This window comes from Butyrivibrio sp. VCB2006 (assembly GCF_000420945.1).
GTDB lineage: Bacteria > Bacillota > Clostridia > Lachnospirales > Lachnospiraceae > Butyrivibrio.
This window is the reverse complement of record NZ_ATVX01000010.1, coordinates 42078-59833: the sequence shown is the minus strand read 5'-3', so window position 1 is coordinate 59833 and position 17756 is coordinate 42078. Positions and strand designations below refer to the sequence as shown.

Genomic DNA, 17756 nt, shown 5'->3' with positions numbered 1-17756 from the left:
GATAATCCATATTGGACCGGAACCGTCGTGTTTGAGAAGCTTTAAGAAGTTAATTAGGAGTAAACTCTAATGGATAAAAACAAAATCAGGCAATTAGGCTATATGATTAGCAGTAGGATGGCGCAGTTTTTCTATGGTAGAAATGGTTTTGATAATCTGGCAAGATTTTGCAATGCGGTAGCAATAGTTCTGCTAATTATCAATATATTTGCTCAGAGCATAGTGATATATTTCATTTGGGTGGCTCTATTTGGTTATTCCGTTTTCAGAATCTATTCCAAGAATATTACAAAAAGATATGCTGAAAACAAGAAGTTTATGCAGATAACGGAAGGACCAAGAAAAATCTTTAAACTGGCAATACTTCAGTGTAGAGACAGAAATGTAAGCAGATACTATATCTGTAAGCACTGCCACCAGCAGATAAGAGTTCCGAAGGGAAAGGGCAGAATAGAGATAAGATGCCCTAAGTGCGGAGAACGTTTTATTAAGAAAACTTGAGTGTAAAGAAAATGCCTGTCATTGTGAATCTTCACAGTGACAGGTATTTTTTTATTTGATTATTATTAGTTTCATTTTAGTTTCATTTTAGTTTCAGGGTGTATCGTCTAACAAGGTTGTTTAAAATGCTCAAAAAAGGGCATTATTATTCATAAAGGGAAGGGAGAAACAAGGTGAAATATCGACACGAACTTAAGCATGACATCACGACAGCAGATATGATCACCATTAGGCAGAGGCTAAGAGCTGTTGCTGAGCCTGATAAACATGCAATTGATGGTAAGTATCTGATACGAAGTTTGTATTTTGATACGCCCGGTGATAAAGCGCTTTTGGAAAAGCAAAGCGGTGTCAGCAGAAGACAAAAGTTTCGAATTCGCTATTACAACGGCGATAAGTCAGTTATCCATCTGGAAAAGAAATGTAAAGTTGGCGGACTTGGCCTTAAGGTATCTGCGAATTTGACTGAAGAAGAGGCCGGAGCAATTGTTCATGGTGACATTGGATGGATGGAAAAGTCGGAAAATGAACTCATCCGTGAGCTTTACTCAAGAATGGTCTCGGAAAGATTGCAGCCCAAGGTGATTGTAGACTACACAAGGGAACCTTTTATATATGGTCCCGGAAATGTGAGAGTTACTCTTGACTACAACATCAGGACAGGACTTAGCAATACGGATTTTCTTGATACAGAGTGTATAACAATTCCGGCAGCTCAGGGCATATGCATCATGGAGGTCAAATGGGATGAATTCCTTCCGGAAATTATAAGAGATGTGGTTCAACTTCCCCACGCAAGGACAGGAGCTTTTTCCAAGTATGAAGCCTGCAGGCTTCCCATGATAGATCCAAGATATGCAGGGTATGAGGATTAAGTTAATAACAAAAAAGTGAATTAAAATATAGCGAAAAATAAGGAGAATAGAAACAATGACTTTTAATGACATTTTTAAATCAAGCTTTTTGGAGAACGTTGCAAGTATCAGTATTCTGGATATGGCAATTGCAATGATTCTTGCTTTTGCTATCGGTATGTTTATCTTTTTAATCTATAAAAAGACCTATCAGGGTGTAATGTTTTCATCAAGCTTTGGCGTAACACTGGTTGCTCTTACAATGGTAACAACTCTTGTTATTCTTGCAGTTACAAGTAACGTAGTTCTTTCACTTGGTATGGTTGGTGCTCTTTCAATCGTCCGTTTCAGAACAGCTATCAAGGAGCCACTTGATATTGCATTCTTATTCTGGTCAATTGCTGCAGGTATTGTTCTTGCAGCCGGAATGATTCCGCTTGCAGTATTCGGAAGCATTGTAATTGGTCTTTTCCTTCTTGTATTTGTAAACAGAAAGTCACATCTCATGCCTTATATCATTGTTCTTAACTGTGAAGGTCATGATGCAGAGGTTAAGGCTTCTGAGTATATCAAGAATAAGACACAGAAAATGGTAGTAAAGAGTAAGAGCGCTCAGAAGGGAAATCTTGAGATCAACTATGAAGTAAGACTTAAGGAAGACAACACAGACTTTATAAATGAACTTGCTGATATGTCCGGAGTTAACAGCGCAGTACTTGTAAGCTACAACGGCGAATACATGGGATGATACAGAACATAGTAAAAGAAATACTGCATCATTACTATGATAAACGAAGATATGATTAGGAGATAAGATGTCGACACACAAGAATATAGAACGAGTGTGTATCATCATCACTATACTGGCACTGCTTGCAACAGTTCTTTTTATGAACGGCAGTAAGCTGGATATTGTTGCGGATGACTCTGTGAGCCTTAGCTATGAGGATAAAATCTTCGATGACAGCTATGTTCACAGTATAGATATCGAGATTGATGACTGGGATGCATTTCTGGAAACTGCCACCAATGAGGAATATACTGCGGTAAACGTAACCATTGATGGTGAGACCATTAAGAATGTTGGTCTTCGTGCTAAGGGAAATACATCTCTTTCAACTGTTTCGCAGCTGGGTAGTGAGAGGTACAGCTTAAAGATAGAATTTGACAGTTATCAGGACAATAACACCTATTATGGCCTGGATAAACTATGTCTTAACAACCTTATCCAGGACTACACAATGATGAAGGACTATATTGCCTACAAGCTCATGAATGAGTTTGGGGTGGCTTCACCACTTGTAAGCTACACTTATGTTACAGTTAATGGCGAGGATTGGGGACTATTCCTGGCTGTTGAGGCGGTGGAAGATTCCTTCCTTGAAAGAAATTACGGCTCTAATTATGGAGAGCTTTATAAGCCCGATACTACTAGCATGGGCGGCGGCCGTGGTAATGGTGGCGGATTCGACATGCGTGAAATGGACTTCGATGAACTGGGCATAGAAAATCCTTTTGAAAAGGGCAATAAAACTGATGACAATTCATCGGAGAATTCTTCAGAAACAGAAGAGACAGGAGAGTTTACGCCGCCGGGAGACTTTAATCCAGGAAGCTTTGGATCAGGTGACTTCACTCCGCCATCAGATTTTAATGCTGAGAATGAAAACTCATCTGAGGGTCCCAGAGGCGATTCCCCAGGCGGTGGTTTCCCAGGCGGAGACGCTGGCAAATTTGGAATGGGTAGCAGTGATGCCAAGATTCAGTACTCGGATGACGATGTAGACAGCTACTCAAATATTTTTGAAAGTGCCAAGACCGCAATAAGCTATTCAGATAAAAAGAGACTTATAAGCGCCATTAAATCGCTAAATGAGGGCGTAGAAAATGGTGATGCCGAGGCTATTGCTGAAGCTGTTGATGTAGATGCTCTTATGAGATATATGGTTGTTCATAACTTTGTTGTGAACGGAGACAGTTACACAGGAAGCATGATCCATAACTATTATCTCTATGAAGAAGATGGCCTTATGACCATGATTCCATGGGATTATAACCTTGCTTACGGTACTTTTCAGGCAAGCGATTCCGACAGTGCAGTCAATGATCCTATAGATAATCCTCTTTCCATTACTGATGGAGATACGGACAGGCCGATGTTCTCATGGATAATTTCCTGTGATGAGTATACGCAGCAGTATCATGAGTATTATCAGGAGTTCCTTGAGCAGTTCTACACAAGCGGATATCTTGAGAATCTTATCAGCACAACCTATGATATGATCTACGGCTATGTGGAGAAAGATCCTACCAAGTTCTGCGAGACCTCTGAGTTTGAGAAAGCAGTAGAAACTCTTAAGACCTTTGTTGAACTTAGGTGCCAGAGTATTGAAGGCCAGCTTGATGGAACCATTGGATCAACCGATGCTGAGCAGTCAGCAAATCCTGATGCGCTTGTTGATGCGTCTTCAATAAATCTTTCTGACCTTGGATCCATGGGCGGAGGTTTTGGCGGATCCGGTGGTCCCGGCGGAGACAGTGATTCCGAGAAATCCGGATTCCCGGGTGGATCCGGTGGCCCGGGTGGATCCGGTGGCCCAGGCAGTGATACCTCCGATAATAGTTCGGAGGAAAGCTCGGAAAGTCACAAGAATCACAGCGGGCATCACGGATCCGGAGAGCATAGCCGCAAGAGCAGTGAAAGTTCTACAGAAGATTCGAATACAAGCGATAAATCTGATTTTGGCGGAGACTTCCCGGAAGATTTTTCCGGTGATATGCCTCAGGGATTTCCAGGAGACTTTGACGGAATGTCAGGAATATCAAAAACTTCCTACATTTATTTGGGAGTTTCGGTTCTGGCGCTTCTAATAGCAATTCTGATTGCTCTTAAATACAAGAATAGAAGATAGCATTTTTAAAACGCAGCCTACAGGCTTAATAAGTCTTGTGGGCTGCGTTTTAATGTCTAATATAGACATGACATGGTTTAACAAAGTGCCAAAATGAGAACAATACGAAATATCGATAAAGGGCACGCAAAAGAAGAATTATTACTGTCGTGCGTGAAGGATTATGAGTCTTTTTGCACGTATTCATGCATAAAAGATAATTTTGCGTGACTATTGTGTGCAGAAGAGGCTGAGTTATGATTGTGATAATGATAATTTAAGAAGAAATTTCACGCAAAATGACCATAACAATGGGTATGCGTGCTGAGACAGACAATGCAAAGAAATAAGCAACACGCAATACGATAAATGTATCGAAAATGCATGTTTTTGCGGGAAAATTCTATTGATTGAAGCAGAACGTTGACCGTAAACGTTGACCGGCATTTTTTTATAGCGTTTTATCTTCTATTTTTGATATAATCTCTGCGTTGGTATCAACAAAAAAGATTTTTATATTGTTTATTTAGTAATAATACAATCGGGATTATTAGTGGAGTAGTATGTATAAAAGTAACAGAGTTTTGGGAGTATTAGCCGCCGCAATTATGATGGCGGGGCTTTCAGGGGTTATTTTTTCAATTGTTGACCAGAAAAGACCTGCAGATATAGTGGCTGCTCAAAAAGAGAATAAGGATTCGGATAACACTGGCATATCGGATGAAAGAGGGGAGTTGACTGCTCAAAAGCTCTTTTCCCAGTCCGATGAGACTTTGCAATATGCCGGAAGCGTTAATATATCCGGAAAAGTGACTGCTCATAAAATGCATATGGGCGGGTTTGATACGAAATATGCTGATATTACGTATAGCAGAAAATATGTGGACAGAGATAATTATATGGGAGAGCTTTCCGTAGATGCCAGTTGTATGCCGGTTGGCAACGTTGGTTCCAAATTCTGGCGTTGTATTTATGTGTGTAATGACGGAAGGATTGACGGTAAGGATTACTCCAAGCTGAATGTGGATGGAGATTTTGGGCAGGATAAGATAACGAAGCCTTCATTAGAGTCAATTCTTTTCCCTGATATAAATAACTGTGATTACAGCATGGAAAAGGTTTCAAGGGATAACGGTATTATGCCGGACATACAAACTATAGATGTAACTCTTTCGGGAGATATCAGTAATATTTCAATTGCATTGGAATCACTGATAGGAAAGACTGTAAAACCTACAACTGCTGTGTATCGCTTTGATGAGGCTACACACGTTTTAAAAGAAATATACATTTCCAGTGATGTCACCTCTCTTATGACTAAGGACGGAGAAAATGCACCGCTTCTTGAGATGACACTGAATGTAGAAGATTACCAGTTGGTATCTCAGGATGGCATTGCTCTTCCTATTTCCGGTTTTTATGAGAATGAACTGGAAGAGTTTGTGGATAATAAGAAACTTGTCGAACTTAATATTGATATGGTGATGGCAGGAAGGACCTGGACATTGGATAATAACCTGTCCCATTGGAATCAAAACGTTGATGACATGTGGCTGGAAATCTATAACTATAGTAGAGCTTATACCATGCAGGATTTGCTGGACAGGGCAAAAGAGGTTGGTGCCAAGTATGAATATGATCATGTATCTTTATCCTATGGCTATTCAGATGTTATTGAAGGAAACAGACACCTTTTGATCAGGCTTGATTTTACTAAGAGTAGAAATGACTATGGAACAATAATCATTCCAGTGTCTGTTGACTATGGGAAGCTGGTAAGCGGAATTTCTTTAGCAACACTGGGAAGAGATTCATATTTCATGAATGGCGACAAGCTTTTAATCTGCAAGAAAACCAGTGATATGTCTGATTGCAAGGTACTGTGCAGATTTCTTGGAAGTAAGGGCTTTGAACTTGATATGTATGAGATATGTGAACATTCTTTACCTGATCTTGGAAATAACAGGGAGCGTGATCACTTCTGTGCAATGGATGGTGAAAAGCTTGGTCTTCTTGCATCAGAATATAGTAATGCTGACAATGTGGAGCTAAGACACATAACCTTTGCCGGTGGTAGCAATGACAGATTCAATTCTGTGGAAGGATTCTATGTGGCAAGATATAATAATAAAGCCCTTAGCGAAATCGATTATCAGGATGAAGAATGCGTGATTGATCTGGATAAATATGGACTTGAATACAAGAGCCAGCAGTATCTTAAGGGGCTTTACGAAGAAAAGGGTATTATTGACGGTGCCATAGAGAACACTGTCACATGGACTATATATACAGGAAAGTAACAGGAAATACGACAATGCAGCAAAATAGAAAAATTATCAATATCTTAACTTGCTTCTTTCTGATAGTGGTAATAGTTTTCGGATGTTTGATTGCCTTTAAACTTATCACGGAAAAAGATGATGGGATATATTCAGACGATAGGGGAGACTTTACAGTGGACTCTCTGTTTGATGCTTCCTATGAAACATTAAGATATTGCGGCAAATATTACTATAGCGGCAGGGCTACAGCCTTTAAGGTGTATAATCAGGGATATGATTCCAAAACAGCGGAAATTGATTACACTTTTGATTATATCGATAATGACAACTATATGGGAGGTCTTGAGGTAGATATAGGAAATCTGTCTCATAGTAAGGAAGGTCACAGTTGGGGCTATAAATATAACTATTATAACGGTAAAAGAGATGGTCTGCCTGAACAGAAGCTTGATAAGAATGGCAGTAACAGTAACCTTATTATTTATCAGCCTGAGATAGAGGATATTCTTTTTCCTAAGATCACAAAAAGCGATGCTTCTCTTGAACGCAGAGGAAAAGAAACAGGGGATTTGAATGAATACTATGCTGTTAAACTCAAAGGGAACATTTCCAGCATCAGCATGGCTGTTAAGTCCCTAATTGGTGATGCTGCCACTCTTGAAAGGGCAGAGTACTTTTTTGATGTTGATAGTCATGTGCTTACAGAAGTGCATTTATATGGGCCTCAAACTGATAAAGTTTCTGAAAATGGGAAATCGGTTCCTCAGTTTTATATGCATCTATATTTGAAACAGTATGGGGAAACAGAAGTTGACCATATTTCAATTCCGGATATGTACTATGGTCAGAATGCTTTCAACAAAATTTTGGGTAATAAGCGTGAACTTATCCTTACAAGCAAACTAGCTATGGCCGGAGACACCTCTACTGTTGATAATTTGAACAGGTACTGGAACAAAAATGTAAAGAGCATCTGGTCTGATATTTATGACTATGGAAATACCACTTACTATGTCAAAGACTTAAAGGCGAAGGCCAAAGAAATCGGCCAAAAGTATGGATATGAAAAGGTTAAGATGTTCTACGGCGCTGCCGGAAATCCGCTTGTATCTGATACTATGTTTTTAAAGCTGGAATTTATAAGTGAAGAAAACGGTACAGGTACACTTATCATTCCACAGACTATGTATGATGATGCCATTAGGTGCGACAATATCCTCACTTCTATGGGGGATGATACGATTACTGTGTATGAAGATATCTTTACCGTGACAAGAGTAAATAGTGATACCAATACCACAAGTGTATACGGCAGGTACTACGATGGGCTTGGATTTATGTTTATTGTCCATGAGGTTATAGAGAATCCTTTTTCTGCAATAAATAATGGAGATGACATATTGGCATTTCCAACGGATCTTGGGGCAGAGCTTAAGTCCATGGAGGCTAAAAATGAGTATTCCGATAAGCTTCAGATTGGACTATACAGATTTGTTAATCCAACGGCCACAAGTTTTGCTTACATTGTCAGAAAAATAGTGGTTCCAACTGCTATAGATTCAAAAGATATAGAAAACGGAGTCCTTCCGGAGGATGTGACCGAAACTTTTGAAAAAACCTTCGGAACGATGGTCAGAGATGATGAGGAACTGCAGTATAGTATCAGGGATATTACCAATGGAATGCTCAAGGATACAACTGATTGGATAGAAATTTTTTGATTGAATTCTAATACTCATGGCATGGAGAAAAAATATGACTACTAAAAATGAAAACTTAACCTGGAAGGAAGTTAATGTAGAACATGTCTGCCAGGATGCGTGGATTGATTTTAGAAAATGTGACTATGAGCTTCCAAACGGAGAAGTGATTGGGCCTGTGTACAACTATTCCAAGCACAGCTTTGCTGTAGTTGTTGCCACTGACGAAAATGGGCATTTTATCTGTGTTCGTCAATATAGACATGGAATAGATGAGATTACCACAGAGTTCCCTGCAGGAGGTATTGAGTACAAGGAAAAGAGTGACGTTCCTTACATCACGAAGGACAACATAGTTGCCACAGAAGAGGATGCTTTCCTGGCTGCAAGAAGGGAACTTCAGGAGGAAACAGGTTATGTTTCGAATGACTGGAAACATCTTTTGACTATTCCAGCAAATGCAACCTTATCCAACAGCAGAGTTCATATTTATGCTGCTACAGGCTGCAAGAAGGTAAGTAGTCAGGAACTTGATGAAACAGAGTTTTTGTATGTGAAGCTCCTTCCGGAAGAAGAGCTTTTAAAGAGAATTCATGGGGGAGATTTCAAACAGTCAATCCATGTGCTTGCATATTATCTTTTTAAAGAGAAGCAGAATAACTAAGAACTATAAATTGTTCTTAAGGAGATGGGGGAGCATATAATACATGAAAATGGGGAATTTTACGAAAAGTCTATGTACTGTGCTATGTTTATTGATACTCTCGATTTCTTTGATCGGATGTAATAATGCCGGGGATAGGGATATCTTTAAGATATCTTCTAAAAAGACAAATACTGCACCCAGAACCAATGAAAATGAGGTGTATGTAGAATGGATTTCAATTGCAATTCAGGCTAAAACTGATAATGGTGTCTACAATGCCGATTATCCTAATTACAAAGTAGTTACTAATAAGTTAAAAAAGGGTGTTGATAAGGTTAAACTTTCCAGTGAGCTTTCTCATACTATTTCAAGAGAAGACTTTAACTTTTTTTATGACTACTGTGATGCTCATCAGGCTGAAAGAAGTGAGGATGTTAACTATTTAGCCAATCTTTATATTTACTACGAAGATGAGGATGGGCAAAAACAAAATAAGTTTATTTATCTGGAGGGAGATGAAATACCGGATCATTTCTATCCTGTCATAGATAAATTTAATGAACTGTGTGGTGAGACGGTATTTACGCATCCTACTACCAAAATAGTTGCTTCGCCGGATTTCATATATGAGGAATTTGGTTTAACGGAGGATGATTATTCCCGAGAAGAATTACAGGCAATGATTGATTTTGAGCACAAAAACATAGCAACATTGTGCGGCGGATATAAAGAGACAATTGCTGATATCATGGATGCTTACCACTATGATGTTAAATGTGATGTGGTTAGAGGTCTTTTGGCATCAGAAGTTCGGAATTCTCCATCAGTTACTGATGAGGAATGGGAGGCTTTTGTAGAGAGATTTATTGAAGCTTTAGGGGGAGAGTGGGAAATCGATAACCACTCCTACGCCGGATATACAATCGATATTAGAAACAAAAATACCAATGGCTCAATGTCTATTGGAAAAGGAACGGATATCATCATGCTGGATCCGGCCCTTCAAACTTACCATGATTATTATAATGACACGTCAACCGACTACCTCTATATTTATTTCCCTGTAGGGCCAGAGGATATGACCTATCAGTGTGATTTTATCTATAACAAAAATGCTGCATTTTATCTGTGTGATTATAGTGCTGCCGAGAATTTTGATGAAGTAGCCAGAATTTTTTCTGAGCTGGAATAAAAAGGGATTAATATTTTATTTCACTGAGCAAACTTACTTATGTATCATTATTTCACTATATTTCGTTAATTTATACAAAATAAGCTGATGCCAAAATATTGTTTTTGTGCTTGTTATGGATAAATATTTAGAATTTGTGAATTAGCTTAATTTTATAAAAATTTTATGATATAAAAATATGGCTTTAAAACGAAGGAAAGATAATGATAAATGAGGAGAGATTTGTTATGGCTATCAACAGAGCTGATTTGATCAATCAACTTGCCGCATCTATGGGGGCAGGGGAATATGCACCAACCAAATATGAGAATTCAAGATTTAATGCTGAAACAGGTACACTGTATTGTAACGGCAATAAAGTGTCAAAATCTGTAGCAGAACAGGCAATAAATCACTTTACGCAGATGAAAAACAGATGTAAGGCTAATGATCTGCAGACCAAGCAGATGGCTGCAATATACCAGTGTGCTATCGATGCCATCAAGACTATGCAGGATCCGGCTGTAAAGTCACTTCTTCAGGCTCAATACTCAGATAAAGCTGCAGTTTAATTTTTGAAAACTATTGAACATGGATATTTTCTGTGTTATATTAAATAAGCTGTTCGTCATGTGGCGGACAGCTTATAATTTTCATATCAGCCGGCATGTCGGAATGGCAGACGATGCAGACTCAAAATCTGTTGTGGGTAACCACGTGTGGGTTCAAGTCCCACTGCCGGCACTGTTTAAGCCCTTACTTGTTCAGAGTAAGGGCTTTTTCAATGGTAATAAAAATATATTTAATTTAGTGGTATAATATAATCGTAATATTGTGAACATGCATATATCATTTTGTATAGGAATAATGTATGAAGCTTGTATCTGTAGATAAACTCGAACCGGGTTTAGTTGTTTCCGAAAATATCTATACTATAGACGATCGTCTGGTTCTGCCTAAGGGCACGGTTCTTGATGAAAAGGACATTGCCCGTATTAAAGCGCACTCCCTTTATAATATTTTTGTAGAAGATGTAAAGAAGAATGTTGAGCCCAAGAAAGAAGTTCCCTATGAGAATCTTTCTTATGCAGAAAAGCTTAAGCAGACCGAGGAATTCATAAAATTCAAAGAGCATATTGAGGAAAATGCGGAAAAGCTTGAAGAATCCTTCAGGATGATCGCAAATGATACTATGCCCTTGGACATTGATAAGCTTACAGAGCCTGTTTATCACTTGTTTGTTGAAGCCGGTGGTACATCAGGTATCTTTGATATGCTTCATAACCTTAGAGACAACAGTGATGCGGTTTACATGCACTCATTAAATGTATCTCTTATCAGCAATACCATAGCTACCTGGATGAGACTTTCAAATGATGAGATTCAGCTTGCAACAGCAGGTGGTCTTATTCATGACATTGGAAAAATGCTCGTGCCTCCTGATCTTGTTAATAAAACCACGCCTCTTACTGAATATGAGCAAAAGGCAATGAGAGCTCATGTTACCAAAGGCTATGAACTGGTCAAGAACAAAGATATAGATGTACATATTAAGAACTGTGTCCTTATGCATCATGAAAAGAGAGACGGCTCCGGATATCCTCTGGCTCTCAGAAATGAAAAGATTGATCATATTGCGTCCATTGTGGCTGTGGCAAATGTCTATGATGAAATGACAGCCAGGAGAGAGTATAGGGACGCAATATGTCCTTTTACTGTTATCGAAAACTTTGAAAGAGAGGGTATTGATAAGTTTGATCCCAAAGTTATCATGACCTTCTTATCTAATATTGTTAATACATTTATCGCAAACAGAGTACTTCTTAGTAACGGAAAATCCGGAGAAATCATTTTTGTTAATCCGGATCATCTGTCTAAGCCCGTGGTTAAATGCGGAACAGAGTACGTCAATCTGTCTTCTAAAAGAGAACTTTCTATTATCTCCGTCATTTAAAGGTAAATAATCAGTTAAATAAGTAAAAGTGCACAAAAGCAGGAAACGAAATTTGTAGAAAGCGTTTCTTGATGTTTTTGTGCATAAAATGCTATTATTTTACCGGAAACTAAATTTATAATAATGCGTTTCCGAATTATTTACTTGGCCAGAGCGATAATACTTTTTTCTATATTATCTGCTGGCAGAATGAAGAGAGACTATAATGGATAAATCAAAGGTTATTTTTGGTAACAAGATAAGCGACAAGGATTATAAGAGTGCTCTTAAATCCAAGAAGAGCTATATCAAGAAATTTGGCGATGATTCTGCTGTAGATTACAAGATTAAGGTTACAGACAACAAGGTAATAGGACCGTTACTTGGTGTAAAAAATATCGTAGTAAGTTCTGCAGGTGTCTCAGAGGGAGAGATGGACACCGGTAAGGGTATTATCGTAGGGAATATCAGAATGGGCTTTGGCCACTACAGAATATCAATGGCTATGGCATCTTATGCCAGACATTTGGGATATACACCATATTGGTTGGATTTGAACTCATATCCTGAGACCACATGTACCAAGGTTATTGGACATCAGAATGATCTTTATTCACTTGGTTCAAGACTTTCCAAGAATCCTATTTTCAATAAGCTTGTATGGGAGCCTACCAACTATGAAGGATTCAGAGCTCTTACATACAATGCCAAGGATCAGAAGAATGCAGAGCTTATGGCTCCTGTATACAAGAATGTTCCTAAGGATATACCGGTAATTGCTACACATGTATGGCCTGCACAGGCAGCTATTCATGCAGGAATGAAGCATGTTGTCAATGCTATTCCTGATAACTGGCCAATGGCACTTCATCTTTCAGAGGGAAGTCTTCATACAATCCAGTGCAAGAACGCTTACATGGGATATCGTATCCTCAATGGCATGAACAAGAAAAAGGTATGTCAGCCAATGCCTCAGGAAGACCTTGTTTACACAGGTCATTACATTGATTACGAGCTTGTTGAGAATATAGAAAAAGATTGTGAAGCAAGACTTAACAGAAAAAAGAGTGGCAAAGCTATGCGCTTCCTTCTTACTATTGGTGGAGCAGGAGCTCAGAAAGAAATCTTTGCTGAGATTATTAAGTACCTTATTCCTTATATCAAGGATAATAAGGCAATGTTATATGTAAATGTTGGCGATTACAGAAATGTTTGGGATCAGCTTGTATCAGAAATACCTGAAATGGCAGCTCTTAAGCATGAGCATATGGACAACTGGGAAGATACCCTGGCCTTTACAGAAAAGGCACTTGATCCTAATGCAGAAATCACAGGTATCCACGGATTCTATCATAAGGATATCTTTGAGGCAGTTTATACAACCAACCTTCTTATGAGAAGTTGTGATGTACTGGTTACTAAGCCTTCAGAACTTGCTTTCTATCCTGTACCTAAGCTCTTCATCAAGAGAGTTGGTAAGCACGAAATGTGGGGGGCAATCCATTCCGCTGAGATCGGAGATGGAACACTTGAGTGCAGAGACATTCCACATACAATCCAGATGCTGGATCAGTTCCTGAATACCAGACTTCTTGATGAAATGTGTGAATCAATTGTTCTTAACAAGAACATGGGAATTTATGACGGGGCGAAGAAAGTGGTAGAGTTGGCGATGAAACTCAAGGAGGATAACAAATAATGGAATCAAAAATGAAACAACTTAAACCGATTACTAATGGACTTTTGTGGGTATTTGCTCTTGGACAGTTTGGCTGGAGCCTTCTGTCAGGTGTAGTTTCCAACTGGATGGTTTATTACTATACAGGAAGCCCTGATGCACAGAATCCTAACACCGGTCTTTTTGCTGCCGGCATCACACAGGAACCTATTTTGTTCAAACTTACACTTTTCGGACTTGTACTTGCAGCAGGAAGAATCTTTGATGCTATTACTGATCCTCTTATCGCAGGCTGGTCTGACAGAAGTAACTACAAGGGAGGCAGAAGAATACCTTTCATGCGTGTTATGGCTATTCCATTTGCCCTCTGTACAATTGCACTGTTTACTGTTCCACAGACAGCAAGCATCGGACTCAATGATACATTGCTGTTCATACTTTTGATGGTATTCTATCTGTTCATGACAATGTTCTGCACACCATATAATGCTCTTATTGCAGAACTTGGTGATACACAGCAGCACAGAATCAATGTTTCAACATATATTTCATTTACTTTCATTGTTGGACAGAGTATTTCATTCCTGCTTCCTAACCTGGCCGGAGCACTTGAGGCATCTGTAGGACAGCAGAACTCAATCAGATATGCTGTTGCTATTATGGCTACAATCGCTTGCCTTGCTATGCTGTTCCCTGCATTCTACATCAAGGAGAGAGATTACATCGACTCTAAGCCAAGTGAGACCAGGCCTTTCACTTCTCTGATCAGAACATTTTCAAATGTACAGTTCAGACACTTTGTATATAGCGATGTTATTTATTTCTTCGCACTTACTTTGTTCCAGACAGGACTTGCTTTCTATGAGACAAAGCTCATGGGAATTCCTGACACAATGACATTTACACTTACAGCAACAATGACTGCAATCAGCGTATGTCTTTATCCTGTAGTTAATATCCTTGCCAAGAAGATTGGTAAAAAGAGTCTTATTATCATCGGATTCTTTGCTTACAGCGTTGTATTTGGTATTACAGCAATCTGCGGACAGGGCATTCATTGGGGCTTCATAGTAGCTGTTACAGCTGCAATTCCTATGGCAATCCTTGGAATCCTTCCTCAGGCTTGTGTTGCCGATGTGGCAGAGCTTACAAGACTTGAGACAGGTGAAGACAGAAGTGGTATGTTCTTCGCAGCACGTACCTTCGCATTCAAGATGGGACAGGCACTTGCACTTGTAGTATTCACATCACTTACTGTATCTAAGACTCCTGAGAGCTACAGAACAACAGCAGTATTTGCATTTATTACATGCTTTATCGGTGCTGTTATCTTCTTTAGCTACAATGAAAAGAAGATTCTCAAGGGTATTGAGGAGCACAAGAACTAATAAAGTAAACTTAAAAGGCTATCTTCCGTGAATCGGAAGATAGTCTTTTTTCTTTTATTTTACTGGGATTTGTTGTATCCTATATGTTGTAGGATTATATATTTAAATCCAATATTTTTATACTATATTTGGTGGAATAATATGACATGTAAAGATGCAGATAAGGTCATAGCTCTTTTCTTGGACGATGACCTTGATAATCGGCAGTTGGCCGATTTCTTAAACCATATAGAGACATGTCCTGAGTGCAAAGAGGAGCTGACTATCCAATTCCTTGTCAAGATCGGTATGCAGAGACTTGAGGATGGTAATACCTTTAACCTCAAGGCGGAGCTTGACGGGCTGTTGCGTGATGCCAGGAAGAGATTAAACGGCAGACGTTATCTTGTACTTGCAAGTGTTATTCTTGAGCTTTTGGTTGTGGCGCTGGCTGCAGCCACGGTTGTTTTAGCTCTGACAATCGGATAAATAAATTTAAGTTGGGGTAGTTTTATTTTGGATAAGATTATTGTTAATTTACATGAATATGTTAATGGTGCGTACTATAGCATGCCTACTTTTACCGACTCTGAGGGAAGAGTTGTAAGCGGTGCCTATGGTGCGCTTTTTAAGCTGATCAATATCATAAGAAATGAAAATGCCGGGAAGGTGGAGGTTTCTGTAGCCTCTGATTTGAATGAGACGAGTGTTGTTACTGATCAGGTAAAACTCCTTGCAGGTCTATTAAAAGAGACTGCAGGGGTTTCTGAGAACGGTTCGGAATCCGGCTTTTCTTTTGAAGTTAGCGAAGCCTTGTTATCTGCACTTTCAGATAAGCTTACGGTTCTTTCTCCTACGGGACAGGTCAAGGCTGCACCGGCTTTTAGCCTTACTATGAAGTCTACATCGGATCTTAACGAGGTTGAACAGATATTTAAGAATGCTGCAGAATATGGAGCAAAAGATGTTACTAATTATGTGGCTTTTTATTTCCTTACAGACACTATTTCTGCAGATGATTCCAAACATAAGGAGATTTTGGGCCTTTCTGTCTGTTTTGATGAAAACGAAGCGATTTATATTCCTGTAGAGAACTTCATTACTGCTGACTATCTTGGCAAGAAACTTACTGAACTTAGTAGCAGTGTAAGCCTTGTGACCTTTGACATTAAGGAGAGCTTCAGGGTATTTACTCCTGAAGAAATTACATCAAGAGATTATGGATATACAAGTAGCAATGACGGAAATATCGGTTTAGCCTACAAGAATAAGCCCAGATGCTTTGACAATCTGATCGGCGCTTATCTAGCAGATCCTAATAAAAATGATTATGAGGTATTTGATGTAGCCAAGGAATATCTTGGATTAACCCTTGATAAGAAGGCTGATCTCTTCGGCAAGAAGAGCATTAAGGAAGCTGATGAAAAAACAACCTGTCAGTATGCATGTAAGTGCGCGTTTGTATGCCTGAAGGCTGCGCCGATTATCAGGAAGAAGCTTGAAAAGCTCCAAATGGAAGATCTTTTTTATAACATTGAGATGCCGCTTTCCTATATTCTTTATTCCATGGAAAAAGAGGGAATCATTGCCAGAAGAGAAGAACTCAAGGCTTATGGAGATAAGCTTCAGGTTAGGATTACAGAGCTTGAGAAACTTATTTATGATGCAGCAGGCTGCGAATTTAATATAAATTCACCTAAACAGCTGGGAGAAATACTGTTTGAGAAACTCGGTCTTCCTGCTGAAAAGAAGACCAAATCCGGATATTCTACAGCTGCAGATGTGCTTGAAAAGCTGGCACCAGATTATCCGATTGTTGCGGACATTCTTGAATACAGAGGACTTGCCAAGCTTAAATCCACTTATGCGGACGGTTTGGCTGCCTATATAGAAGCCGACGACAGGATTCATACAAGCTTTAATCAGACAATTACTGCGACAGGACGTATAAGTTCTACGGAGCCTAACCTTCAGAACATTCCTATGAGAACTGAACTGGGAAGACTTATTCGTAAGGTCTTTGTTCCTAAGGAAAGCTATGTGTTTGCAGATGCGGATTATTCCCAGATTGAGCTTCGTATTCTGGCTCATATGTCCGAGGATCAGGGACTTATTGATGCCTACCATGAGGGCAAGGACATACACGGAATCACTGCTTCCAAGGTATTCCATGTTCCTTTTGAAGAGGTAACACCTTTGCAGAGACGTAATGCCAAGGCGGTTAACTTCGGAATTGTATATGGAATCAGCTCTTTTGGCCTTTCACAGGATCTTTCCATATCAGTTGGAGAAGCCAAGGAATACATGGAAAAGTATTTCGAGACATATCCCGGAGTTAAGGCTTATCAGGACAGAGTTATTTCAGATGCCAAGGGAAAGGGCTATAGCTTGACTCTTTTTGGCAGAAGAAGACCTATTCCGGAGCTTAAGGCAAGTAATTACATGGTTAGACAGTTCGGCGAGAGAGTTGCCATGAATGCGCCTATTCAGGGAACTGCAGCGGATATCATGAAGATTGCCATGATAAATGTTTACTTCAGGCTCAAGAAAGAAAATCTTTTATCAAGACTTATTCTTCAGATCCACGATGAGCTTGTAATTGAAACAGCTCCATCTGAAGTAGAGAAGGTTACAGCTCTTTTGACACAGGAAATGGAGAGAGCGGCTGATCTGTCAGTTCCGCTTCTTGCAGAGTGCCATACCGGCTCAGACTGGTATGAGGCCAAGTAAGAT

General features: G+C 39.3%; 14 protein-coding genes and 1 tRNA gene. All 15 read left to right on the top strand.

Annotated elements, in window-relative coordinates:
• Window positions 1-69: 69 nt before the first annotated feature.
• The 15 genes from G613_RS0111045 (at window position 70) to polA (ending at window position 17753) form a co-directional block, all read left to right on the top strand.
• Window positions 70-501: a hypothetical protein gene (locus G613_RS0111045; protein ID WP_051151066.1), complete on the top strand. Its 432-nt coding sequence runs from the start codon at window positions 70-72 to the stop codon at window positions 499-501.
• Between the two features lie 173 nt (window positions 502-674).
• Entirely contained in the window at window positions 675-1376 is a 702-nt protein-coding gene (locus G613_RS0111040; RefSeq protein WP_029232692.1) for a polyphosphate polymerase domain-containing protein, read from the top strand.
• A 55-nt stretch (window positions 1377-1431) separates the two neighbouring features.
• Window positions 1432-2103, top strand: coding sequence for a DUF4956 domain-containing protein (locus tag G613_RS0111035; RefSeq protein WP_029232691.1), 672 nt, complete (start codon window positions 1432-1434; stop codon window positions 2101-2103).
• A gap of 67 nt (window positions 2104-2170) precedes the next feature.
• On the top strand, window positions 2171-4267 hold the full coding sequence (locus tag G613_RS0111030) for a CotH kinase family protein (RefSeq protein WP_029232690.1): 2097 nt from the start codon (window positions 2171-2173) through the stop codon (window positions 4265-4267).
• 542 nt (window positions 4268-4809) lie between these two features.
• Complete coding sequence (locus G613_RS0111025; protein WP_029232689.1) at window positions 4810-6546, top strand: hypothetical protein; 1737 nt, start codon at window positions 4810-4812, stop codon at window positions 6544-6546.
• Between the two features lie 14 nt (window positions 6547-6560).
• Entirely contained in the window at window positions 6561-8249 is a 1689-nt protein-coding gene (locus G613_RS0111020; RefSeq protein ID WP_155828077.1) for a hypothetical protein, read from the top strand.
• Between the two features lie 34 nt (window positions 8250-8283).
• Window positions 8284-8892: an NUDIX hydrolase gene (locus G613_RS0111015; RefSeq protein WP_029232687.1), complete on the top strand. Its 609-nt coding sequence runs from the start codon at window positions 8284-8286 to the stop codon at window positions 8890-8892.
• Between the two features lie 43 nt (window positions 8893-8935).
• Window positions 8936-10066, top strand: a complete 1131-nt coding sequence (locus G613_RS0111010) for a hypothetical protein (protein WP_155828076.1) — start codon at window positions 8936-8938, stop codon at window positions 10064-10066.
• A 227-nt stretch (window positions 10067-10293) separates the two neighbouring features.
• Entirely contained in the window at window positions 10294-10617 is a 324-nt protein-coding gene (locus G613_RS0111005) for a hypothetical protein (RefSeq protein WP_081647870.1), read from the top strand.
• Between the two features lie 89 nt (window positions 10618-10706).
• Window positions 10707-10789: transfer RNA gene (locus G613_RS0111000), tRNA-Leu, on the top strand.
• A gap of 127 nt (window positions 10790-10916) precedes the next feature.
• Entirely contained in the window at window positions 10917-11999 is a 1083-nt protein-coding gene (locus tag G613_RS18700) for an HD-GYP domain-containing protein (protein WP_029232684.1), read from the top strand.
• A gap of 205 nt (window positions 12000-12204) precedes the next feature.
• The gene (locus tag G613_RS0110990; RefSeq protein ID WP_029674854.1) at window positions 12205-13677 is read left to right on the top strand and encodes a DUF6937 domain-containing protein; all 1473 of its coding nucleotides are present in this window, start codon (window positions 12205-12207) and stop codon (window positions 13675-13677) included.
• Window positions 13677-15044: an MFS transporter gene (locus tag G613_RS0110985; RefSeq protein ID WP_242826138.1), complete on the top strand. Its 1368-nt coding sequence runs from the start codon at window positions 13677-13679 to the stop codon at window positions 15042-15044. The genes G613_RS0110990 and G613_RS0110985 overlap by 1 nt, the downstream gene beginning before the upstream one ends.
• A 141-nt stretch (window positions 15045-15185) precedes the next feature.
• Entirely contained in the window at window positions 15186-15512 is a 327-nt protein-coding gene (locus tag G613_RS0110980) for an anti-sigma factor family protein (protein ID WP_029232681.1), read from the top strand.
• Between the two features lie 27 nt (window positions 15513-15539).
• Window positions 15540-17753: a DNA polymerase I gene (polA, locus tag G613_RS0110975; RefSeq protein WP_051151065.1), complete on the top strand. Its 2214-nt coding sequence runs from the start codon at window positions 15540-15542 to the stop codon at window positions 17751-17753.
• The last annotated feature ends 3 nt before the right edge of the window (window positions 17754-17756 follow it).